Genomic DNA, 24,684 nt, shown 5'->3' with positions numbered 1-24,684 from the left:
CGCCACCACCAGCCGTCAACGAAGAAGATGTCTTCGTCTATGTCGGGAGCGGCATAGACATAGGTCTCGGGAATCACCACCAGTCGCGGCGGCTCAGCAACCACAATACGCGGGGGCATGGGTATTCGGATATGCGGCACAGGAATACCGATGGTGACGTTTACCTCAGCCATTGTTGGTACAGGGAAAACCATGGCCGACGCCAGCAGCATTGTTCCCAAAAACAACTTTTTCATTGCCGTACTACCTCCTCTTTGTATTGTTATTTCATGTATTTTCCATATGAGTGACTGGATCCGTGCACTTACTTTCCTTTGATGGGCAACTGGATAGTAAAAGTTGTTCCAACGCCAACCACGGAAGTAAGCCTCAGTGTGCCGTCATGCTTATTCTCAATGACATCATGTGCAATTGCCAAACCCTGACCAGACCCTTTCCCGACTTCTTTTGTGGTGAAAAAGGGATCAAACACCCTTTCCCGGATATTCTCCGGAATACCAATTCCGGTGTCTTCGATACAAATCTCAACATAGTCCTGGGTGTGGCGACTGGAGATTGTAATTCTCCCTTTTTCGTTATTTGCCATATTCTTACTGGCAATGGCATGGCTAGCGTTGATGAGGATATTTAGAAAAACCTGGCCTATCTCGTCTGAAAGACAATAAACTTTCGGGAGATTTGCAGCAAGATGGGTCTCAATTTCAGCGCAATATTTCCATTCATTGCTGGTAACGGTAATTGTAGTTTCAAGAATTCTATTGAGATCATAATAATCCTTTTCTCTACTGCCCGGGTGTGAAAATTCTTTCATCGCCCCAACAATGGTTGTCACCCGTTTAACCCCCTCCCGGGACTGCTCAATTGCCGTAGGAATCTCGGTTTCCAGATATTTCCAGTCAAGTTCCTCTAAAAGGTTCTCGACCATCTTACATGGTTCGGCAATCGGAGTCCCCTGGTCAATCTGTTGCAGTAATCCTTTCAAGTTATCAACGAGGCGCTTTACATCGGTAAATGAATCAGCAAGAAAGTCCAAATTTGAGCTTATGTACTGGGTTGGCGTGTTAATTTCGTGAGCGATACCAGCGGCAAGCTGGCCCACCGACTCCAGTTTCTGGGCTTGGAGGAGCTGCGTCTGGGAGAGTTGCAGCTCATGTAATGCCTTCTTTAACTCCTCTCCCTGTCGCTGCAAATTGCTGGTTTTCTGCTGAACAACACGCTCAAGTGCAAGATTCTGGGAAAGGATTTCCATTGAGGACAATCCATCGGAGGCCCGCTGTTCTGCTGCATTCATAAGCACTTCAATGGTTTTTTGTTGTGCCTTCAGCTTGGCTTCAAGCTTTGTAATGATTTCTATATCTTTACGTTCACTCAATTTTTCCCCCTGCAATTGCTACTCCCGTGAAGGTTTGGTTGACATGAACTGAATTGATCTGTTCTCCATAGGTACTGAACCCGACAACTTTACTCTTGGCCATCAGGTCACCAACACTATCATCTAAATTGTGCGCCTCCATTTCCAGCCTTCGAAGGATACAGTCACAGCCAATGATGATTGTCGGTTCGCCCACAACTTCTTTGACTTTCTGCATCTCTCTCTTTAAGGCATCAATCGCAGAATCACCCTTACCAATGGTGAGTACAAGGCCGGTATCGATACCGCAGAAAAATTTCAGACTTCCGTCAGGCAGTGCATTGGAAATTGACCGCACATAATACTCGGTACCAAGACGCAGCATCAGAGGGTGTCGAGAAAATTCATCCGCCGTCAGTCGATCGACGGTTGTTCCAATCAGTTGCGCATAGACCTCGGCTGCTGGTTCGCCGTTGATCTCCCTGACAATACGTTGCTCAGGATCTGCCTCTGTTACAACAAGCCTAGTGGATGACGGAAGGAAATGTTGGTGTTTAAAAACATAAAATGGCAGAGAAGTTAAAAACAAGGTGAATACTGCAGCATCCTGTAACAAAACACCGTCGTAATACACAAAAGTTCGTTTGAATTTCAAACTATCCCCAGCTGATCCGCCAACAATCGGAACATTACCGAGTGCCATATACAATGCGGAAATCAACTGCTCTTCTTTCATCGAAAGTCCATCCACCAACAAGAAGCCGAACGCTTGCAACCCAGAAGGAGATAACTGCTTTTGAATATCCCTGCCCATTTCAGCTATCTGTTCGGTATATGAGGAGAGAGGGTGGATCAGGTAAGGAATGACTGACAACTCGGCGCTGGCCAGTGAGGCGCCTGAGAGACCACCACGCTGAAACCCTGTTTCCGAAAGCTGTCCGGCCGTCGTGCAACCAATAACAGGTCCGGGGAAATGTTTTTTTAATGCTTTACCAATTTGTTGCGGATCGAACTCGTCAGAAAAAAAAACCATATAGATCTGAGCGTTCGGCTGGCTAATTTGGGCCGCCAACTCACGAACCGCCTCATCCACATCCGGATTGTGAGATGAACCTTGTCGCACCTGCAATCGTAATGGGATGCTGCCCTCGCCATGGCTTGAATTTTTTTGCTCAATCATTTCGGGATTTTAATTGATGTTGTGATTTTATCTGTTTGGGATCTCGCCCTTTCCTCGAAAACCGGCTGCAAAAAAGATCCACCAGTGTATATGTAATTGAGTATCCTTTTTTTTCTGAGGTTCGTCAAATCCCGGAGGATATGACTCTCTGTGCTTAGGAGCCGTTAGGAAATAACATGGTCATTTAAATCCATTTCCTTACGGCTCCTTATGCCGTTCCGGGTTCCAGATCGGCCATGTTATTGTTTGACAACGGCTTATGTGGCCAATGCAGAATGATTTCCTCCCTCCATCAAAGAATTTCAGTCTTCATTTTGCAGTATCTCTGAACAAAGCTTCTCCCATTCTCCCAACTTATCCAACAGGCCAAGTCGTTCGATGACTGGTATGTTTATATTGGCCGGTCTGCCGATTATCTCTTCCGGACGGTTGCGATAGTACAGAACATTTGCCACATGAACAGCAAGGGTTGGGCTGAAAGCATCTGACGGAATATTTTCCAGATTGTTTTGAAAACCGATTGCTTCTATTATCGGACCGGAAAAGCCCCAAAGACCAACAAGATATGATCCAACCGCACTCTGTGTTGCGCCAAAGACGGCTACTTCCGCCTCCCGCATGGTGATATTTTTTTCTCGCGCCATATCAATAGTCTGTCGATATAGCTCTGGAAGGGAAGAGATCAGAACCAGTTTGCCCAGATCATGCAAGGTGCCGGCAAGGAGGGTATTACTAATCAAAGTCTTTTCATCAGACTGCCCGACGGCGATAGCCTTCGATATCTTACCAACCAAAAGACTGTGCCGCCAAAGTCGATCAATCGGGAAGATTTCATCTGAGATTTTGATTTTGGAAAAAAGCTCCAGGCCAAGGACGAGCACTTTGATGGTGTCAATACCAAGCAGGGCGACTGCACGACCAGGATTGTCGACCCTTGAATAAACTCCAAAAAACGAGGAATTAACAAGCTGGAGAACTTTAGCCGTCATAGCTATGTCCTGCGCGATAATATTACCTAGTTCACTAATTGCAACATCAGGAGTGGCAAGAGCTTTCTGCAATCGGGCATAGGTTGATGGCAAACTGGGCAATGCGCCTAATTGCGAGATGAGATCTTTCAATCGACCATCCGACAACATGTCCTGCAGGGAACTGGTTTGCAGAAGGATCATTTTAAGCTTCTCAGGATCGCAGGGTTTAGCCAAAAACTGATGAACAACCCCAACAGTTCGGAGAATAGAAAGCTCGTCAGCTTGTCCGGTCAGCATGATGCGTATGGTGTGTGGGTATTTATCTTTAATGATTTCCAACAACTCCGCACCATCCATACCAGGCATACGCATGTCAGAGACAATTACATCGAACCTCCCCCCTTCCATAATCTGCAGGGCCTCACTGCTTCCATTTGCAAAATGCATATCGTATTCATTGCGCAGAGCTCTCAGCATCCGACGGAGGCCTTCAAGGATATTGAGCTCATCATCGACGAATAGTATTGATTTCTTTGCCATTGCGACCTTAGCACCCTATGCGATTAAAGAAGTATCAAGCTGGTAACCCTAAAACACCAATATTATTGTTTGATCCTCACTAAAATCGGTTCCTTAACACCCACTTGCTGAGAAAAATTTTTCAGCCCCCGGATTAGCGACCACGTCACCTCCTGACCCTTTGATGCAATAACAACACCACTTAATGCCATAATATCCTGTTCAACAAACATCCCTGCCGCCATATCACGGATTTCAAGGGCGACAATTTTTTCGCTTTCTGGAGCAATTTTAATTTCATCAAGTATTCTAAGTATTTCCGGATTATATTGAGCGGGCTCATTGTGGAGATACTTAAGCGCTTCAGAACGTTTCAAACCACGATGCAGCAAAGATTCAAAGTCAGTTGCAACCTTCAAAATCTGCGCTCCCAAGGCAACCTCTTCCTTCATCTCATGGCATTCAGCAAAGGATTCATAAGGTTGAAGCTGATGGGCAATGATTGCCGCAACCGTTTCGAGTCGGGGAATTTTTTCCAAAAGTTTGGCGCCGATCACAGGATGTTCCCGGTACATTGCTTCTTCTTCTGCATCTAGTTCCTGCCCCGAATACAACTTGGCAAGTGTATTCGGAGGTAAGGTAATACAACCTATCCGTGACATCAGGGCAGCAATCTCATATTGCCAGATATTGTACAATTGCATTTTTTGGACAATTTCGCCGACCACGGTTTTCACCCGCAAACCACTGCTGAAAGCCGTTGGACTTGCGAGACTGAGCACTTCGGAAAGTACCGTGATACTCCCCTTGAGCGTCTTGTCGAGGAGTTCTTTTTCCGCAGTTATTAACCTATACTGGCGTTGGGCCAAGGCGATAGCCATAACCAAGGAGGAGGTTGGACAGGGTTTGTTCAAGAAACGAAAAATTTGTCCTTTATTGACAGCTTCGATGGCGGTTTCCTGGTCGGCATTGCCTGTGAGCATCAGTCGCACTGTTTCGGGATACTGGTCTTTGACTGTACTAAGGAGCTGAATTCCATCCATAACCGGCATCCGCATATCCGACACAACGACCGCAAATGGCCCATCTTTTCTCATAATCTCGAGAGCTTCTGCACCACTAACAGCAGTGTGAATTTCGAATCGTTTTCGAAGGTCCCGTTTTATTGAATGCAGGATATTTTCTTCATCATCGACGAAAAGCACCTTCTCGGTCATCGTTGCCTCTCCCTATGAAATCGATAAATCGTTGCGCCGATTACCAAATGCTCTTGTTGAAGTATCGGATCTTTTCAACTTCTATTTAAACTTCCGGAAAACACACAAAACCTCTTAAAAACTAGAGGCAGGTAATCGAATTGTTGTGACCGGTGTCTCTATGATTCCATTAGCGCCCTACCGGTCGGCGCCTTGGGAAAGACGCGCATTGCGGCGGTTGTTATTTCACTGGTATGGGAGATCAATGATAAATGTTGTGCCTTGACCGATTTCTGTTTCAAAATACAGCGCACCTTTATGCTTATCGACTATTACCCTACGGGCGATTGCTAAACCCTGTCCTGTTCCTTTCCCCTTCGCTTTGGTTGTAAAAAACTGATCGAAGACCCGGCCTTGAATTTCCTTCGGAATACCTCCACCCGTATCGCTGATTCGTATCTGCACACTATTATCCATTCGAATCGTTCGAATGGTAATTTTACCTTTTCCTTTACTATCCCCCTGTGTGTGCTCGGCTATGGCATGGGCGCCATTTACAAGGATATTCAAGAAGACCTGGCTGATCTCACCGGCAAAGCACGGTATCAATGGCATATTCAGCGCAAAATTCGTTTCCATCTCTGCGACATACTTCCACTCATTTCTACAAACCGTGATCGCACTCTCCAAAGTTTTATTGATATCCACTGCCGTTTTCTCGTCGCTGCCCGGATGTGAAAACTCCTTCATGGCCCGGACAATCTTTTCAACTCGCTGAACTCCCTCAAGGGTTTGACTGACCGTTTTGGGTATTTCTTCCCAAAGAAACCCAATATCGGCATTTTCTATCTCTTCGGTCAGTTGGCGATCCATTGCCGTTGGGATGGAATTTCTCTCTTTCAAGTTCTGCCAGAGGTGGTTGTATGTATTCAAAACCCCGAATATCCCATCAAATGAATCTCTCAAAAAGCTTATATTATCACCAATATATTGAATGGGAGTGTTGATCTCGTGAGCGATTCCTGCGGCTAATTGACCAACTGCCTCAAATTTCTGGGCCTGGGTTAAATCCCTTTCGAGAAGCATTTTTTCTGTAACGTCTTCGTATAAGCTAATTCTCGCATATACACTGCCGGATTTATCGATGATTGGAGACGTCACGATCCTGAACTCCCTTTCTCCCTTGGCTGTGATGAGATTTATTGTCACTTCACAGGTGCTGGCTTTTTGAAAGGTTTCTGTTATGGGACAAACATGGCAGACATCTTCATATGATGGATTTATTAGGGCATTATAATAGGGGATTGTGGTTTCCAAGGAGAGGTCCGGGAACCAGTGCCGCATTTGCTTATTTATTTCCAGTATCTTCATATTCAAATCGAACATCACCACGCCCACGTTGAGATTGTTCATGATGGCCGTGAGTTTCTCCGTGCGAAGCAAAGAGTTTTTTTCTAGTTCGACTTTACAGGCTTGCAGATGAAGATCGAGACGCAAATGACGTAAGGCATTCTCTACTGTTATCAGAACTACATTTTGGGTTGCCGGCTTGATAATGTATCCATAAACTCCAACTGACATGATTTCACTGGCAATTTCTGGGGAACTCGTGCCAGTGATCATAACCCTTCCTATATGCGGGTAGTGCTTCTTCGTGTATCGGAGAAGGTCTAAACCTGATTCCCCCGGTAGTTTCAAATCACAGAGAAGGAGATCGAAAACATTTGCGCTGAGGATTTCTTTAGCCAGCACTGCATCTTCCGCGGTGTAACACTCATAGCCTGCGTCTGTCAGAAATCTGACTAAAAGCTTTCTTAGCGCCGGTTCATCATCAACAATCAGTATTTTCCCATCCATAAAAGTGGTTCCTTTTCTTAAGGCAACAATCGGCTATCACTGTGGCAACTTTTTACGATATTACGCTTGGGCTGAGCTCCCTGTATTTTTCGTAGAATTACAATTCAACTCTATGCTGTATGGGCGGAAAAGAAAGAAGGGAAATATGGGGAGTAAAGTGGGGGGGCTGTCCCCCCACTTTATCGGGTATCGTCTCGAAGGAGATAGGACCGGAGATTGATTTTCTTATTCTTGATCCCCAACTTGAATCGAATATTTTTGCGGTGGTATTTAACTGTATGTGCTGATATTTTCAGTTCTTTTGCAACTCCGTTAATAGTTTCTCCTCTGGTTATGAGAGTCGCGACCTGTATTTCCATCGGTGAGAGTTGGTTGTTGAGAGACATTATGTGCTGCGCAAAAGGAGTGAGGATATGCTGCATCCCTTGCTCAATCAGTTTCAGATATTGATTTCCCCGCCAATTTTCCGAGATGTCTTTTAACTCTTCAAGGTGCGGTTTGACAAAACTTGAATACTGTTTGACTATGTCCGATCGAAGACTATCTAACTGTTCGTTTTTCTGTTCAATAACAACTTCAAGTGCGATATTAAGTTTCTCAAGTTTCCTGTTTTTCTCGGACAGCTCCTGGTCCTTTTGCTGAAGCGACAATTGAATTTCCTTGAGATCCGATATATCGCGCCCCACCGATTGTATTTCAACCAATTTATCAGCTTTATTGAATATTCCCCGGTTAATAAACTGAATCCAGCGTATACTGCCATCCCCCTTGTAAACCCTGTTTTCAACAGTTACAACCGGATTGGCCGGTGTGAGGTGCAAGATTTGTTGCTCGATCATCTGGCGGTCATCTTCAAAGGCAACCGGCTGCCATCTCCTGCCACTTAATTCTTCAAACTTAATGTTAAAAAACTTACAATATGCCGGATTTGCATAATTTAAAAATCCCTCACTGGAAAAGCGGGAGATAAGTTCCGTTTGGTCCTCAACAACCGTCCGGTATCTCTCTTCCGCGTTTTCAAGTTTTTGTTGGATGGTTTTTATTGCACTTATATCCTGGGTTGTTCCTATCAACTCTGTCGCATTGCCCTGCTCATCCTTACTCACATCACACACCGTATGGATGTAGCCAATACCTCCGGTGGGCCGGATGATACGCAATTGCAATTCAAAGTCTATCCCTTGGAATATTGCCTTTTCCATGGCTTTGTAGAGCATTTGACTGTCATCGGGATGGACAGAGCAAAAGATATCAGCGTACCTTTCGTAGGAAGGTGCTCCTTCCTGCTTTAAAAAAAGAAATTTTTCTTTCGTCCAGTCTCCGGATATTCCGGCGGGAATGTATCGCCAGCTACTCATCTTCCCAACACGCTGCGCCTTTCTCAGAGTTTCTTCGCTTAACCGAACCTCTTCTTCCACGAGCTTGCGCTTCGTTATGTCGCGAATAATCATACTGGTTCGAGCGTTGCCCTTTCTATCTTTGAAAACAGAGGTGAATACCTCTCCTGGGAATTTTGTACCATCTTTGCGAATACATACGAGTTCACCGGCAAAGTTCCCCGTTTGCTGACGTTCTGCAAGGGCCCGTGCTAATCGGGGGTCGGATGTGTCCACAAGTCCACTTCTGCCGATCTGTTTAATTTCTTCTTCCGATCGCTGAAACATGCGACAGGTGGACGGATTTGCACCATAAATACTGCCATCCGGGGCGGTGAGAAGAATTGCATCAAGGGAGGAATCAAAGAGCAGGCGATATCGCTCTTCGCTTTCCAGCACATCCTGCTCTACGTGTTTTTGGTGACGTTTATCTTTAATAATATTCAGGTCTTTTGCCAAATGACGGCTGGCGGTGATATCCTCAAAGACGGCTGTGAAATATCTTTTTTTATCACTGAAAACGGAGACCGAAAAAATTGTCTCAGAAGGCTTACATTCAAATTTAAATTTCTCCGCCCCGCCTGAAAGCGCTACACGGTTACAGGCTTCAAAGAACCGAGAAGGTGCTTCTTCAATCCCAGGGATTACTTCAGCAGATCTCTTGCCAAATAATTCGGTCAAACCAGGTAATCGTTTAAAAGCGGCGTTCACATAAAGATATTTAAAATCGACAGGTTTATCGTTGTTATCTAAGATGATCCTGCAGCAAGCAACTCCCTCTGCAATATTTTCAAATATGGTGAAAAAAGGAAGGTATTCACCCGTGGGATATTGCTCTGTTGATATCTTGTCATTCTCGGAGGTTGAGGGTGAACTGCTATCTATATGCTTTGGGAATTTTTCCTTCTTTGAGGTCATAGCATTCTTCCTTTCGCATCCCTGCTTTCTTGCAAATAGCTGAGGAAAACCAGATAAATAAAGGCTCGAAAAGCTGCTCGAAATATAACAAAATCGTCAGCTACCCACTCTTCTCCTAAAATAGGATTCAAACAGAATACCCTATCGGTGAATTGTAGTGTAAAATTTTTGCGCCGACAAATTTCTAGTTCATCCGGCAAACGAGTACTTGGAAGGGTGAAGTGGATGAAGGTTATCGATCAGGAATATGTGGAAAAAGCTCAGTCTTTATCCATGGACAATTTTGGCCTTGTCGTCCAGGCTATTCAAGCCGGTGCTCGATCACAATCAGGAATAGTCCCAAATTTCGAGGCACGCTTTCACACCAAGGATTGCCAAGGCAAATCTATATCTGCAGAAACGTGGTCGACCAACACCTCCAAAAAACTGTTTGTCAACGCCCTGTTGTCGATGGAAAAAGTCTTGGTCTGCCTTGTTTCTACCGAGCATTTCCTTTAGACTCAAAAATATTGCAAAACCTTTTTTGAAAGGGTAGTACCAACGTATCAATTCAGAGAGTCCTTCGTTGGAAAGGGTTTTTTGGGAAGCACGAAGAAAGCGATGACTTATCATCCCTCACCCTCACCTTCTCTGAGACGGTTGCTCAGATTTCCAAGGGGACAATATGTTTACGGCAGTCGGAATACTTGGCACAGGCGCATACCTGCCGGAGGGGGCCTTAACCAACGAGGAACTCTCCAGGCGGCTGGGGGTGACCCCGGAATGGATTTTCCAGCAGACCGGGATAGCCGTCCGGCGCATTGCCCCGAACGGGATGTTGTCTTCGGGAATGGCCGTGGAAGCGGGGCGGCAGGCCTTGGAACAGGCCGGAACCGCTGCCGAGGAAATCGGCTTGCTCATCATGGCCAGTTCCACCCCCGATGCCAGCAGCCCGGCCACGGCCGCCCTGATCCAGCAGGCCTTGCACATTCCCCAGGCCATGTGCTTCGACCTCTCCGCGGGCTGCTCCGGCTTTGTCTACGCCCTTGCGACGGCCTGCCATCTGGTGTCCTCCGGATTCTGCGCCAAGGCACTGGTAATAGGCGCGGAAAAGCTCTCCCGAATAGTTGACCCAGCCGATACGGCAACCGCAATCCTGTTCGGCGACGGCGCCGGGGCCGTGGTGGTGGGTCAGGTGGCCGACGGGTGCGGTCTGCTGGCCAGCGACATGGGCTGCGACGGTTCCGGGTTCGAGGCAGTTTGGCTGCCCGGGGCGGAGGGCAGCCGACCAGTCCCCGCCGGGAGCACGGTCAAGCCCGGTCCTTTTGTGCATATGGATGGCCACCAAGTCTTCAAATTCGCGATGCGGGTGATCGGGGATTCGGTCGAGCGCGTGCTGGACCGCACCGGCCTGACCACGGCCGACATCGACCTGCTGATCCCGCACCAAGCCAATCGGCGCATCGTGGAAGCTGCGGTTGGCAGGTTCAACTTTCCCATGGCAAAAGTGTTCCTGGACCTGGAGGAGTGCGGCAACACCTCGGCCGCATCCATCCCCATCGCCCTGCATCACGCAGTGGAGCGGGGAAGAATACTCCCGGGAGGTCTGATCCTCCTGGCCGGTTTCGGTGCGGGGCTCAGTTGGGGATCGTGCCTGCTGCGTTGGCGCAATCCGACAACATCTTGCTGACGGACAGGAGGCGCGAAAATGGACCAGACGGATTCACCGTACACCATCGTCACGGTAACTGCGGACACGGCATCGGAGGCGGCCAAGGTGTTCCGGGCAATCTACGGCGAGTCCTTTCCCATGCGCTACGTCTATCACGCCGACTTGCTCATGGCCGAGATTGAGGGCGGGCGTCTGTGTGCGGCCTTGGCCTTTGACCAGGGCCAGGAGGCCATCGGTTATGCCTCCGTCTATAGAAACGCTCCCAACCCCCTGCTTTGGGAAGGGGGCAACCTGGTGCTGATCCCGGGACGCGGAGACGACCAGCTGGGATGGTCCCTCATGGAGTACTTCAAACAACCCGGCAGGTTGCCCGGGCCTCCGGCCGAAGGGTACTACAGCGAATCTGTCTGCCACCACTATTTTACCCAGGTTGGATGCGCCAAGCTCGGCTTACACGACTGCGCCATCGAGCTGGACCAGCTGGACGGGGCCAGTTTCACCGAGCACCGGCCGAACACCGACCGGGTTGCCTGCGTACTGCAGTTCTATGAACAGACCGACCAGCCGGAACCGGTCTACCTGCCGAATCGGTATGCCGACCTACTCCGTCGTCTTGCCCAACCGCTGCATCCCAGAGAATTTCTGCCCTCAAGCCTGCCCCTGCCAGAGGGCGGAGCCACGGCAACCACCAGCAACTATTACGATTCCGCTCGCACCTGGAAGCTGTCAGTCAGCGAGATTGGGGGCGACTGGGAGGCCTGGCTGGACAAACTGCTGGCCGAGGCACGCCAACGGCAGGTAGTGAGCCTCCAGGTGATCCTCTCCACCGCCACCCCTTGCATGAGTGCGGCTGTTGAGGCAATGTGGCAACGCGGGTTTTTCCTTGGGGGGCTGTTCCCCCGCTGGTTCGGAGCAGACGGGATAATGCTTCAGCAGGTTTTGGGGAAAGAGCCGGACTACGAAGGTATCAAACTCTACTCACAGGAAGCCCGTGCCCTGCTGGGGTTCATCCGTGATGACCGGGAAGCGGCCAAGCGCGGGCAAGCGAGGTAAGGTATGCAGGCGGGTATTTTAGGGACCGGAATCAATCTGCCCGAAGGGGAGCTGACCAACGAGGATCTGGCCGAGCGTTTCGGCATGGCCCCGGAGGAACTCTACACCCTTTCCGGCATCCGGAAGCGCCGCATCGCCGCGCCGGAACAGGCCTGTTCAGACCTGGCCATAGCTGCTGCCCGGCAGGCCATGGAGAATTCGGGCACGACCCCTGAGGAAATCGGGATGGTGATCGTGGCCACCAGCACCGGGGACTATCCCACACCGTCCACGGCGGTCCTGGTCCAGAATGGGCTTGGGATTCCGGCCGCCGGCTGCTTCGACCTCAGGGCCAACTGCGCTGGGTTCGTCTACGGTCTTATGGCTGGGTGTTCCCTTGTCAGCAATGGACTAGCCCCCAAGGTACTGCTGGTGGGCTCCGAGGTGCTGTCGCGTTCCATCAAACCTACGGACCTGGACAGCCTGCTGTTGTTTGGCGACGGTGCCGGGGCGGTGGTGATCGGACCGGTACCAGATGGATACGGGCTTTTGGCCGGCGAGGCTGGCTCCAACGGCGAGGAATACGACGCCCTGATCGTTGAGGCCGGCGGGAGCCGTCTGCCCTCCACACCGCAAACCCTGGAGCTGGAGCAGCAATTGGTCCGCATGGACGGAGGGCGTATCTTCATGTTCGCCATGCGGGTCCTCGGGGACTCGGCTCTGCGGGTCATCCGCAAGGCCGGACTGGGCGTGGAGGATATTGACCTGTTCATTCCCCATCAGGCCAACCGGCGGATCATCGAGGCTGCGGCCAGGCGTCTGGAACTGCCCTTGGATCGCTTCGTGATGGCCATGGAGGACTGGGGCAACACCTCTGCCGCCGCCCTGCCCATTGCCCTGCACCAAGCCGTGGTCCAGGGGCGGATCAAGCCAAGGGACCGGCTGGTGATGACCGGATTCGGTGCCGGAGTTTGTTGGGGATCAGTTTTATTACGATGGGGTTCGGCGATGCAAACAAGCAACCCGTGAAGGACAAACATACAATCTTAAAGGAGACAGGAATGACGAGGGAAGAAAAAGTAAAGGCATTGATCGTGAAGGTGAGCATGGGCAGGATCAAGGAGGACATGATCACCTTGGACGCAGATCTGCGCAAGGACTTGGGTCTGGACTCCCTGGCCATGGTGGAACTGTTGGTGCTTATCGAGGACGCATTCGGCTTCAAGGCCGACAAGAATGATGCTACGGCGGCCGGGACCCTCCGTATGACTCTGACCTTCCTCGATAAATACCTTAAGGCCTAGGCAAGTGGTTCAGAGCCAGCAAGGCATAGCAAGTCCTGAATGGGTCTTGCTGGTTAAAATGTGCAGCGCACCGCAAACAAACGTTTCGTAAACATATCAACACTTGAGCTCTAGTAGTTGCGACTTGGGCTGACGGTGCTGCCACACCTCCGAAGTCGTCTAATCTGAAAACCGCAGCGGTTCAGGTTGAACGCAGGTTATGTGTTGATAGGTTTCATAAGTCTCGCAATCGCCGCATAAGGACTTACCGGATTCTCCAGGCGGAGCAGTTTATCCGTTCTGAGTTGGATGACTTCGGCATATTCGGGGTGGGGAAGAATATAGAACTGCTCTGCCCTGATTGCATCGAACACGATATCCGCGACTTGGCGAGGTGACATGCTTGCCTCGATTGCAGCCTTGAATGCGGCCTGGCGAGCCAGCATTTCAGGGGTCCTCATTACCGGTTCATCACACAAATCCTCAGGCCTGTTCCGCTCCGCGTCGACGATATTTGTCCTAACCAGCCCTGGACAGAGAACCGAGACTTTGACCAGCGAGTTTTGTTCTTGGAGCGACAGGCACAGGCTCTCAGAGAGGGCTACCACTGCATGCTTCGTCGCTGCATACGGAGCGGAACCCGAACCGACAATGAGCCCGGCCAAAGATGAGGTATTGATGATGTGACTTTCGGTATTCTGTGCAAGCATCAGCGGCGTAAACACCTTGATCCCATGAATTACACTCCATAGGTTTACGCCGATCACCCATTCCCAATCATTCCAGGTGGCCTCCCATGGCACACCTCCCGCAGTAACGCCGGCGTTATTGAAGAGCAAATGCACCTGGCCAAATGCAGTAATCGCCCGGTCAGCAAGCAGTTCAACGTCACACCTTTTCGAAACATCTGTCTTCACAGCAATCACCGTTCCGCCCAAGGCGCTCAGTTCAGCTTCTGCCTTGGTGAGAGCATCTTCGTTAATGTCGGCGAGGACTACTTTCATTCCCTCATTGCCACATTTCTCCGCAATCCCACGCCCTATGCCGCTCGCTGCGCCGGTAATCACCGCAACCTTGCCTTGAAATTCTTGCATGTTCTGTCACCTTTTCTTGCTTTGCGAATTCATGCCTCGTGCCGTTTACACCAAACGGTTTGGGAGCGACGATATTAAGCCCATGATTCGGATTGATTTGTAAATCCATCCTGTCTAACGGCACCAGTGAAAAAATTAACCTGTTTTACCATAATCTTCACGATCCGGTAACAGTCTGTGATCTGAGGAATGCGACCCGCAGACGCTAAGCAAAAGACATCCAACGTATGGATTTTTAAACTCGTTATTCTCAGTAGTTACGCTTACATTTGTATTTGATTCAGAGTTATTATTAATCTTGATGGACCTGTAAAAACTCAGAACGCCATTTCCACCTGATTTAAGCTGATTGGCTGGAAATGTTGGTGTATCGCGACGATCTTCACGAACCGTTGCTGAGCAAGATCTTCGAAACGGCTCCAGATGGCCAAAAGGTGCCACCTCCCCATGGCTATGGTAATTAATTCTGGAAACTTGGCGGGGAAGTGTGCTCTCCGTTCTCAGTTAAAAACTCCTTCGATTTATGATGTAACCTCGCCCATTTGTTGACTAAATGCTTTCGCCAACGCCCCCTCATTCCTTGAACGCTCCCGCAAAATCGATAACACACATGGTCTGGTAGCGGGGATGAATACCACAGGAAACTCCGGCCTTGGCAAAATTCCGATCGAACTGGTTTTTCCGGTGCCCACGACCCGGCACCCCATCGTCGATAAGCAGATCAATGACTATTCCCCGTGGAGTGATAGCCCCATAGGCGACGTTTTCACCAATCCTTTTTTCTCTGATTCCGCTTCGTTTGATTCTCTTTAAAAGTCCGCCGCTACTCCCGCCCTCATGGCCGACAGCGCCGGATTTACTCTGCTCTTGGGCCAGCTCTGCCGCGACAGCTGCAAGTTTTGCTGACCATATAAGCGGTGGAAGTGGCTTTTGACGGGTGAGAAAATCGATCGCCTCATCAACCGCAGCAGGCCCCTCGATGGTTCGGATGGCTACGCTGTATCCTGGAATATAATAGGAATCCCCCTGGAACTGCCGGCGAAGTTCGCGGAGAAATTCGGCATATTTGACGGGGTTGGTGCGGGCCAGATTGATCTCCGCCAGGACCTGCTCGGCGGAGATCGGCTCGAGGGTTGCAGCACATGTAACCCAGGGAATAAACAGGCATACGATTAAGACAAGACCCCGAAGTATCAAGATAAAACCGCGGAGCGAAGAGAACCCAGCCAAGGCATCTTCGATAATTGGATAGTGCTGAGACATTCTCCGTTTTCTCCCGCTGTTCAACCTCCTGGGAGGTCCTGTGCTATTGGCCGGTCGTTGTTACGCCTTTGTAATGTGCTTATTGCCCGTTACCGGCGAGCCGCACCTCTACTTGGTGTTCCTTGTGATCGTCAACGAGACGGATGGTTTTCTCCCTCTGGACAATGCCATCGACGCTCACCCTGGCATCTTGCATGCTCTCATCTTTTTTTAGAATATTGATATGATAGACTGTATCGCGGTAGCGATAGTGCATGGTAAACCCCTGCCAATCATCCGGCAGACACGGGGTGAAATGCAATGTATCGACTTCAAGCCGAAGCCCGAGCAGCGACTCGACAATCAGCCGGTACATCCAGGCGGCTGAGCCGGTATACCATGTCCAGCCACCGCATCCGGTATGCGGAGCAACCGCATAGACATCGGCGGCAACGACATAGGGTTCAACTTTGTACACAGCAGCCTCGGCGGCTGTCCTGCTGTGATTGACCGGGTTGATCATGGAGAAGAGCTCCCAGGCCCGTCGATTGTCTCCCTGGTGGGCAAAAGCCATGGCCGTCCAGATCGCCGCATGGGTGTATTGTCCGCCATTTTCCCGAACCCCGGGAACATACCCCTTGATATAGCCGGGATTAAGCGCCGACTTGTCAAAGGGAGGATCAAGCAGCTGGATCAGCCCGTGTTCACGACGCACCAGGTGGGCATCGACTGCCTCCATGGCGATCTGCGACCGCTGGGGATCACCGGCACCGGACAGCACAGACCAACTCTGGGCAATCGAATCGATCCGACACTCTGGGCTCTCCGACGAACCAAGCGGCGTGCCGTCATCGAAATAGGCCCGGCGGTACCATTCTCCATCCCAGCCATGCTTTTCAATGTTTCGGCGCAGTGTCGCTGCTTCCGTTTGGCATCTTTCGACGAAGACGGTATCGCCGCGCTCGGCCGCAACCTCGGCAAAACGGAGGAGCACCTCATAGAGGAAGAAGCCCAGCCAGACACTTTCACCCCTGCCATGTTCACCGACCAGATTCATCCCGTCGTTCCAATCGCAGGAGCCAATGAGCGGCAGGCCGTGGACGCCAAAGGTGAGGCCGTTCAGAATGGCGCGCACGCAGTGGTCGTAGAGACTCGCCACTTCTTCGGAACGGATCGGTAGATCGTAATACGAATCCTCGTCGGGATTTACCGGGCGCCCCTGAAGAAAATATAAGGGCTCATCCAACACCCCTCTGTCGCCAGTGGCAGTGACATAGCGGCAGGTTGCCAAGGGCAGCCAGAGATAGTCGTCGGAGCAGTGGGTTCGCACCCCCCGGCCAAAGGGCGGATGCCACCAATGCTGCACATCCCCTTCTTCGAATTGCCGGGATGCCGCCAGCAGCAGGTGTTCGCGCACCAGGTGCGGCCGGGCGTAGATCAGCGCCATGACATCCTGCAACTGATCACGGAAGCCAAAGGCCCCGCCGGATTGGTAGGTCGCACTGCGCGCCCAAAGCCTACAGGCAAGCGTCTGGTAGAGCAGCCAGCCGTTGGCCAGCACATTCAGCGCCGAATCGGGCGTTTGCACATTGACGGCGCCGAGGGTATGACTCCAGTGTTGCCAGACCGCATCAAGGGCGCTGCGCGCAGCGGTCGCCCCACGAAAACGACCCACTAGGCTTTCGGCATCGTCCCGGTCTCGGCCAACGCCCAGCTTGAAGATAATCTCCCGTTCCTGCTCGACAGCCAGGTCAAAGTTCACCCGGATCGCAGCGCACGGGTCAAAGCCTGCGCCAACTCTGCCGGAAAGGCGGGTGCGGGTCATTGCCGCAGGCCTTGCCAACGATCCGTTGCGGCCGATGAATTCGGTGCGGTCGCCGGTGACACTGCAGCTTCTTTCGTCAACATCAAAGAAGGCCGTCCGGCCGTTAAACTCGGTATTATAGGAGTTGCGGGCCAAGAGCGCGCCGCTCTTGGCATCGATTGCGGTAATTACATGCATCAGCGATTTCGACCGCAGATCACCAAGCACCCATTCGACAAAGCCGGTAGCAGACAGCTTCCGCGACCGCCCCGACTCGTTGATGACTTTCAGGACCGCAAACTTGATTGCCGCATCGAGGGCCACATACACCCACAGCTCAGTACGAATACCGCGCTCCGTATGTTCGAAGACACTGTAGCCGAAACCATGACGGGTAACGTAGGGCGTGGTTCCACCTGCCGGCAAGGGTGTCGGTGACCAGAAATGGCCCCGCTCCTCATCGCGCAGGTAAAAGGCCTCGCCGCTGCCGTCGCTGACTGGATCGTTAGCCCAGGGTGTAAGCCGAAACTCATGGGCGTTTTCGGTCCAGGTGTAGGAAGAGCCGCTTTCCGAAACCACTGTGCCAAAAACCGGATTTGCCAGGACATTCACCCAGGGGGCCGGCGTTTTCTGCCCTTTGGCGGTGGTAACGACATATTCTCTGCCGTCCGGTGTAAAGCCACCGAGTCCGTTGAAAAAGAGCAGATCAGGTCGCGGCTGGGGAGCAATAGCCAATGGTTCAGGCCGGAGGGTTCGGCTGGGCACCAGTTGGGGAATGGCAACACCCGCGAAACTGCGGCCATTGATCTGGTCGGCAAGGGTTCCTTGACTATCGCTGACAATAACCCGGGCCACCGCCTGGAACAAAATACGGTCCTCTTCGGCTATCTGATCGGCCGGCCGGACAAAGATGCCACCCGGTCGGTCGGTGACGTTCGCCTCAATGCCGGCGGCGATAAGACCGACAATTTGATCATGGAGAAGCTGCCGGTATCCGGCATGATCCTCGTTCCAGATCACCAGATCCACCGCCAGACCCTTCAAGCGCCAGTAAGCATGGGCCTGCACCAGTTGCCGCACCAGATCGATATTGGCCATATCGGCAATCTGCAACAGAACAATCGGCACATCACCGGAAATGGCATATCCCCAGAGGCCGGATTGGCCGCGACTGTTCTTTTTAAGGATACTCGCATCGGCGCGCAAAGCGGGATTGGCATAGATCACATTGCTTGCCAAACGCCCATACAGTTGGGCATCGGCCTCGGTGGCGTTAATCTGCCGGAGGAGTACCTGACCGTGGGTCCAGGCCAAGTCGAAGACCCGGTCAGCAAGGTGGCGGTCCTGGTATTTTTCGACCAGGCTGACGGCGGCATCACGGGTGGCGGCAATGCCGGTAACCATATGGATCGTCACCGATTCCCCCGGTTCCAGACTCATCCGATAACGGATAGCGACAATCGGATCAAGAACCGAACCCTGACTGCCGGAAAGCGCCCCCGGAGAATCGACCGAGGGCTGCATGGCCCGCGGGTTTGCCACTGTGTTGCCGCGGCCGATAAACTGCAGGCGATCGGTTTCGTAGCTTACCTCCCCGGTCTTGCCGCCATGCAGGGCCATCTGGTGGAGCATCCACGGCGACTGCTCGTTCTCGGAACGCGGCCGCCGTGTACAAAGGATGGCCCGCTGGTCATTAACTATCTCAGTCTGCACAAAGAGATTGCTGAAGGCCGGATGCAGGGTATCGGCGATGGCCGGGGCCAAGACCACCTCGGCATAGCTGGTTACCTCGACAAAACGCTTACGACGGGTGCGGTTGGTGAGGGTGATCCGCCGCAGCTCGATATCATCCTCGGAGGAGACGACGACCTCGGTGTAGGCATCAAGGTCGTCATGCCGGCAGCGAAATTCCGCCCGGCCCTCGGAAAAGACCGCCTCAAAATGCTTGGAACTCTGCCGCACTGGTTGATAGGTTGTTGACCAGAACCTGTCGCTGGTGACATCGCGCACATAGCAGAAGGTTCCCCAGTTATCGCAGGTACTGTCTTCCCGCCAGCGGGTGATGGCCAGCTCGTTCCAGCGACTGTAGCCGCCACCGGCGGCGGTGATCATCACATGATACCGGCCATTGGAGAGTAATTGCACCTCCGGGTAGGGCGTGTTGGGATCGGTCAAGACCCGTATCGGAGTCTCCTGCGTGCTGACCGCCAGTTGCTGCTCGGACAACTCGGTGGTATGGGCAAAGAAGGCGGTCGCCTTGGGGATACGTTCCTGCAACAGCAGCATGGTTGCCTGAAACAGAGGTTCGGCGGTAAAACGTCTCTGCATCGGCCGATCAAGGAGCAGGTAGGCTAAGGCAAGAAAGCTCATGCCCTGGTGATGGGCCATATAGGAGCGCACCACCACCTTGGAATGGCCTGGCGGCAGGCGTGACTGGGTATAATCGATGGCTTCATAGAAACCGTATTTTCCGGCAAAGCCGTCCGCCGCTAAACGCTGCAGATTGACACAGGCCTTCTCGGGGGCGACCATCAAGGCCAGCGCCGTGGCGTAGGGAGCGATGACCAGATCTTCGGCAAGCCCCCGTTTCAGTCCCAGGCCGGGGACACCAAAGGCTCGGTATTGGTAGTTTTGGTGGACATCGATGGCATTATAGCCGCTTTCCGAAACACCCCATGGCACCCCGCGTTTCTTGCCGTAGTCAATCTGACTGGCAACCGCTGCCTTGCAGGTCTGGTACAGCAAGGTGTTATCGAAGGTCGGCATGACCAGAAGCGGCATCAGGTATTCGAACATCGAGCCGCTCCACGACAGAAGAATAGGCTCTCCACCGGTGGTGGTAAGCAGCCGTCCCAGGGCAAACCAACTCTCCTGTGGCAGTTGCCCCTGGGCAATCGCCACAAAGGCGGCAAATCTCGCTTCCGATGCCAGGAGATCATAAAAACTTGCGTCCTGCCTGCGCTCGCCGACATTGTAGCCGATGACCAAGAGACGGCTTGCGGTATCGAACAGGAAACCGTATTCCATTTGGGCAAGTTTATTGCTCAGTCGGGACAATCGCTCGATACCGTGCATCCGGCTTGCGGCATTGCCACTGGCTGTGGTGATGAGCGTCTGCAGGTTCCCCAGCCACAGCTCTTCGTCGCTGGATATTTCCACGCTTTGGCGATGGGCAAGTACCGGCAGAAACCTGTCGGCAATTGTCAGAACCTGGCGAAGTGTCGGGATATCATTGAGAGCGGCAAGGTCGTCTTTGAAATAAGGCTCGGTGATACTCGCAAGCCACGGAGCAAGAAGTGTCAACTCGGCCAGGGCATCATCGCATTGCCGGCTGAAGGCCGCAGCCCACCAGTGCAGCTGACTGCCGGGCTGATCATCAGTTGCTTCGATTTGGCCAACCATGCGCGCCTCGCAATCTGCCAATTGCCGCAGATACTCCTGGACATCCGTCAGGGTGGCCGGTGGGGTTGCCAGCGCTTTTCCTATAATTTCCTGAAGTTCCGTCGCAACTTTGGCATGGACGGTGTCCCGGGCCAGGTCGGTAAAAACCTGCAAGGTGACGCCCAGCCCATGAAATAATCGTCGGCCGACAATGGGCTCGTCGGCTAGTCCCAAAAGGGCCGCCCGCAAAACCAGGAGATGCCCGGCAAGATTGCCGCTGTCCACCGCCGAAACATACAGCGGCAACAGGGGCGCCAGGGACAGGGTGTCATACCAGTTATAAAAATGACCGTGATACCGCTCCAGACCGTCCATGGTTTCCAGGGTGTTGGCGGTGCGTTCGATCAGTCTTCCGGCGGAGATATAGCCGAAATCATTGGCCGATACATTGGCCAGCAAGGCCAGGCCCATATTGGTCGGCGAGGTACGGTGGGCAATGACGCCAACAGGATGTTCCTGAAAATTATCCGGCGGCAGCCAATGATCTTCCGGACCGAGAAAGGTCTCAAAGAAGGCCCAGGTCTTTCGGGAAAGCTGGTGGAGGAAATGGTTTTGATCAACTGTCAATCTTTCCGGGCGATGGACAGCCGCCTTGCTCAACCACCAGGTTACAACAGGTGAGACAAACCAAAAAACCAGGATCGGGCCGGCCATCAGCAACGAGAACGGTCGAGTCAAAACGAGGCCGATGGCTACCGCAAGGGCCACGATCGGCGCGATCCACATCGCCTGCCAGGCGGCGGCAAGGCTGCCGTCATCTCGGCGATCGGCATCACCCGACGGGTTCCATTCGAGCAAACCCCGGTGCGAAATGGTCATCCGCCAGATCGTCCGCAGCACAGCATCAAGACTGAAATAGGCCTCATAGGGCAGACAGACGATGGTGAATACTGCCGTCAGGCAATGCTCTCCAGCCGATTGCAGGGTGGTGAAAAGATGTTGCTGCAGGGTCACATCCGTCGGTTTTTGCAGGACGCTGAGCAGCGAGGCCAGCAGCGACGGGATAAGGATTACCCCAACCACCGCCAAGGTCCAAAACCACGGCGAGGGCAAGACAGTCCAGCCGAGGACAAGGAGGAGTGTCAGGGCCGCCGCCGTCAGGCTGCGCCGCAGGTTGTCGAAGATCTTCCAGCGGGACAACAGCGACAGGGGATTTTTCAGCCGCTGGCCACCTGGGCCCGGAACCCCCGGCAACAACCAGCGAACAATCTGCCAATCGCCGCGAATCCAGCGGCAGCGGCGGTTGACATCGGCACTGTAACGCGAGGGATATTCTTCGTATAACTGGACATCGCTGAGCAATCCTGCCCTGGCATAGCAGCCTTCGAGAAGATCATGGCTGAGGATGAGATTATCGGGAAAGCGCCCGGACAGTGCCCGTTCGAAGGCATCTACCTCGTAGATGCCCTTACCGATGAACGAACCTTCTCCAAAGAGATCCTGATAGACATCGGAGACAGCACGGGTATATGGATCGATCCCGGAGTCACTGCCATAGAGCCGGGCATAGGGTGACAGACTGATGCCGGAAAGACTGACCGCCACCCGCGGCTGGAGAATCCCGTAACCAGCAACCACCCGCTGTTTCTTTTCATCATAAAGGGGCCGATTGAGCGGATGGGCCATGGCGCCGACAAATTGTCGGGCAGAATCCCGAGCCAAAAGCGTGTCGGTATCAAGGGTGATGACATACTTTACCCCGGTTAAGACGGCGGTGTCGCCTACGACGAGTTGAAAGCGATCCATTGGGGTACTGCGCAGCAGCCCATTCAGATCGGCCAATTTGCCGCGTTTGCGCTCGTAGCCCATCCATTTTTTGTCGGCCGGATTGAAACAGCGCGGGCGGTGGAAGAGGAAAAAGATATCACCTTCGACAATCCGGTATTTTTCGTTGAGACCCTCAATTTTCCGGCGGGCAAGTTGGAGTAATGGTTCGTCTTCAGCAAGGCTTGCCGTATCGGCGTCACAATAATCGGTGAGCAGGGCGAAGTGGAGATGGGTATCCCGATTGGCAAGAAAACGGACTTCCAGGGCTTCAATCAGGCTATCGATACCGCTTGTGCTGGCAAGCATCGTCGGAACCACCACCAGGGTGCGGAGTTCGGCGGGAATTCCTTTGGAAAAATCCATACGCGGCAGGGGCCGGGGTTCAGCAAAAAGAGTAGTCAGCCAGCTTATCAAGGCCTGCGCCAGTTGACTGGCGGCAAGAAGAAAAAGCACACCAAGCACAACGAGGTGCCAGGACTGCAGACCATCAGTATACGCCTTGGCTGCCATACCTCCGGCAAAGACCAGCGTCAGCACGACAATGGCCCCACCATATACCAGAAGTGGCAGGCGGCGAACGCCCCTGGCAAGCATCCGGGCCATGGAAACCTGCACACTGGCGAGGCGTTCCAGCTTGCCCAAGCCCTCGTCGATCAGATAGAAACCGACATGGGCTGACCGGTCGTCGCTACCCCATTCAACAGCCGCCTTTTCCGCCAATATGATCGCCTGCCGAGCTACTGCGCCCTCGGAGCCGGAACAATTCCTGGCAATTCTTTCAACCACATGCCGGTAGCAGTCACGGGTGATGAAGTCCATCCGGTCGTAGACATCGGCAGGATCTTCAGCAAGAATCTGCTCAACAACACTCATCGACTCGACGAAGGTGCGCCAGTCCATGGTGCCGAGAAACCTCAAACTGCCGATACTGTTGCTTACCGACAACTGATCGGCGGCCTGCTGCTGGGTCTCCAGGCGGACCATCTGTTCTATGGTCAGACTGGACTCGGAGAGTCGCTGCTCCATCCAGGTTAGCGGCAGGGCCAAGGCCGGCCCCTGTCCTTGCAACTTGCGGGTCAGCTCAGCAACAAAAGAACTGACCATCGGTGGGCTTGACCGGGCCATGTCGGAAATCACCAGAATCAGGTTATTTGGATCCTTGGCGACGATATCAATCATCTGATCCGCCCAATAGTCGGCGGAGTTGCGATTGGTTCTGTCGATGGCGACGCGGACGGTGATCCTCCGGAGATTTTCAATCAAGGCCAGGCGCAGCATGATGGGAATGGCCCAAAGTTCGCCCAGTTTCAGAGGGGTAACCGTTTGGTAAGCGGCAACAAAATTGACGAGGCTTTCCGGGTCCACCCGGCCATCGCTGTGCGAGATGGTTTCCAGGGCAATGTCATAGACCCGAGGCAGACCGGCCGACGGTCCATTCTGCAGGCGCGGCAGCTCACGGCTATAGCCTTTTGGCAGGTGGCGCTTAGCGGTGCGGATCTGCTCTTCGATCAGGTAAAAGTTGTCAAGCAGCCATTCTCCGGCCGGGGCAATCAGGCGGTTGGCGGTGATCGCCTCGGTCAGCAGGTTGCAAACACCGATCAGCACGACCTCATTATCAGCCAATCGGGAAAGAAGCTGGTCAGGCAGACGGCGCCGGCTCAGCTCATGGGCATTGGCCAGGGTCTTGCCGTACTGCTTCATCTGGTCGCTGTTGAAAAGCTCCGAACGTAAGGGGGGTTCCTCTACATTGCCCACATTGGTATGGCTTTTCCCCCAATGAAATCCAAATACAGGCAGCAACGATGTGAGAAATTCCGGAACGGTGAACCTCATTTGTGGCTATCTCCTTCTGCTAATTTCCTACCCCGATAACCGGGATAAGGAGCCGTAAGGAAACGGATGTACACGGTCTCGTTATTTCCTAACGGCTCCTCAACAATCTCTCAATGTTGCTAAAAAGAAGCAGCCACAAAGGAACGATTTACACCATAAGCACTAAACC

14 protein-coding genes are annotated in these 24,684 nt (G+C 52.5%); 5 read left to right on the top strand and 9 right to left on the bottom strand.

What is annotated here, in order from left to right:
- Positions 1 to 304: 304 nt before the first annotated feature.
- The 6 genes from OEL83_09815 to OEL83_09790 all read right to left on the bottom strand — a co-directional run bounded on the left by OEL83_09815 (position 305) and on the right by OEL83_09790 (position 9,368).
- A complete protein-coding gene (locus OEL83_09815; protein MDK9707336.1) occupies positions 305 to 1,372 on the bottom strand; it encodes an ATP-binding protein in 1,068 nt (355 codons plus the stop codon).
- Positions 1,365 to 2,531: an FIST C-terminal domain-containing protein gene (locus OEL83_09810; GenBank protein ID MDK9707335.1), complete on the bottom strand. Its 1,167-nt coding sequence runs from the start codon at positions 2,529 to 2,531 to the stop codon at positions 1,365 to 1,367. The genes OEL83_09815 and OEL83_09810 overlap by 8 nt, the downstream gene beginning before the upstream one ends.
- Positions 2,532 to 2,833: 302 nt before the next feature.
- Complete coding sequence (locus OEL83_09805) at positions 2,834 to 4,042, bottom strand: response regulator (protein ID MDK9707334.1); 1,209 nt, start codon at positions 4,040 to 4,042, stop codon at positions 2,834 to 2,836.
- A gap of 62 nt (positions 4,043 to 4,104) precedes the next feature.
- Complete coding sequence (locus OEL83_09800) at positions 4,105 to 5,238, bottom strand: response regulator (GenBank protein MDK9707333.1); 1,134 nt, start codon at positions 5,236 to 5,238, stop codon at positions 4,105 to 4,107.
- Between the two features lie 225 nt (positions 5,239 to 5,463).
- The gene (locus tag OEL83_09795) at positions 5,464 to 7,074 is read right to left on the bottom strand and encodes a response regulator (protein MDK9707332.1); all 1,611 of its coding nucleotides are present in this window, start codon (positions 7,072 to 7,074) and stop codon (positions 5,464 to 5,466) included.
- Between the two features lie 179 nt (positions 7,075 to 7,253).
- Positions 7,254 to 9,368: a PAS domain S-box protein gene (locus tag OEL83_09790; protein MDK9707331.1), complete on the bottom strand. Its 2,115-nt coding sequence runs from the start codon at positions 9,366 to 9,368 to the stop codon at positions 7,254 to 7,256.
- A 225-nt stretch (positions 9,369 to 9,593) separates the two neighbouring features.
- Between OEL83_09790 and OEL83_09785 the strand changes: the two genes are divergently transcribed.
- The 5 genes from OEL83_09785 to OEL83_09765 all read left to right on the top strand — a co-directional run bounded on the left by OEL83_09785 (position 9,594) and on the right by OEL83_09765 (position 13,355).
- Positions 9,594 to 9,866 (top strand): hypothetical protein, encoded by a 273-nt coding sequence (locus tag OEL83_09785; protein MDK9707330.1) that lies wholly within the window; start codon positions 9,594 to 9,596, stop codon positions 9,864 to 9,866.
- Positions 9,867 to 10,032: 166 nt separating this feature from the next.
- Positions 10,033 to 11,037 (top strand): ketoacyl-ACP synthase III, encoded by a 1,005-nt coding sequence (locus OEL83_09780; protein ID MDK9707329.1) that lies wholly within the window; start codon positions 10,033 to 10,035, stop codon positions 11,035 to 11,037.
- An 18-nt stretch (positions 11,038 to 11,055) separates the two neighbouring features.
- The gene (locus tag OEL83_09775; GenBank protein ID MDK9707328.1) at positions 11,056 to 12,072 is read left to right on the top strand and encodes a hypothetical protein; all 1,017 of its coding nucleotides are present in this window, start codon (positions 11,056 to 11,058) and stop codon (positions 12,070 to 12,072) included.
- Positions 12,073 to 12,075: 3 nt separating this feature from the next.
- Positions 12,076 to 13,080: a ketoacyl-ACP synthase III gene (locus OEL83_09770; GenBank protein ID MDK9707327.1), complete on the top strand. Its 1,005-nt coding sequence runs from the start codon at positions 12,076 to 12,078 to the stop codon at positions 13,078 to 13,080.
- Between the two features lie 32 nt (positions 13,081 to 13,112).
- A complete protein-coding gene (locus OEL83_09765) occupies positions 13,113 to 13,355 on the top strand; it encodes a phosphopantetheine-binding protein (GenBank protein ID MDK9707326.1) in 243 nt (80 codons plus the stop codon).
- A 197-nt stretch (positions 13,356 to 13,552) separates the two neighbouring features.
- On the opposite strand, the gene OEL83_09760 is transcribed toward OEL83_09765, so the two are convergent.
- The 3 genes from OEL83_09760 to OEL83_09750 form a co-directional block, all read right to left on the bottom strand.
- Positions 13,553 to 14,428 carry an SDR family NAD(P)-dependent oxidoreductase gene (locus OEL83_09760; GenBank protein ID MDK9707325.1) on the bottom strand — a complete coding sequence of 292 codons (876 nt, stop codon included), beginning with the start codon at positions 14,426 to 14,428 and terminating at the stop codon, positions 13,553 to 13,555.
- 573 nt (positions 14,429 to 15,001) lie between these two features.
- Positions 15,002 to 15,691: a CAP domain-containing protein gene (locus OEL83_09755; protein ID MDK9707324.1), complete on the bottom strand. Its 690-nt coding sequence runs from the start codon at positions 15,689 to 15,691 to the stop codon at positions 15,002 to 15,004.
- 79 nt (positions 15,692 to 15,770) lie between these two features.
- Positions 15,771 to 24,515 (bottom strand): cyclic beta 1-2 glucan synthetase, encoded by an 8,745-nt coding sequence (locus OEL83_09750; GenBank protein MDK9707323.1) that lies wholly within the window; start codon positions 24,513 to 24,515, stop codon positions 15,771 to 15,773.
- Between the last annotated feature and the right edge of the window lie 169 nt (positions 24,516 to 24,684).

It is taken from the genome of Desulforhopalus sp. (genome assembly GCA_030247675.1).
Lineage (GTDB): Bacteria > Desulfobacterota > Desulfobulbia > Desulfobulbales > Desulfocapsaceae > Desulforhopalus_A.
This window is presented reverse-complemented; position numbering and strand designations above follow the sequence as displayed.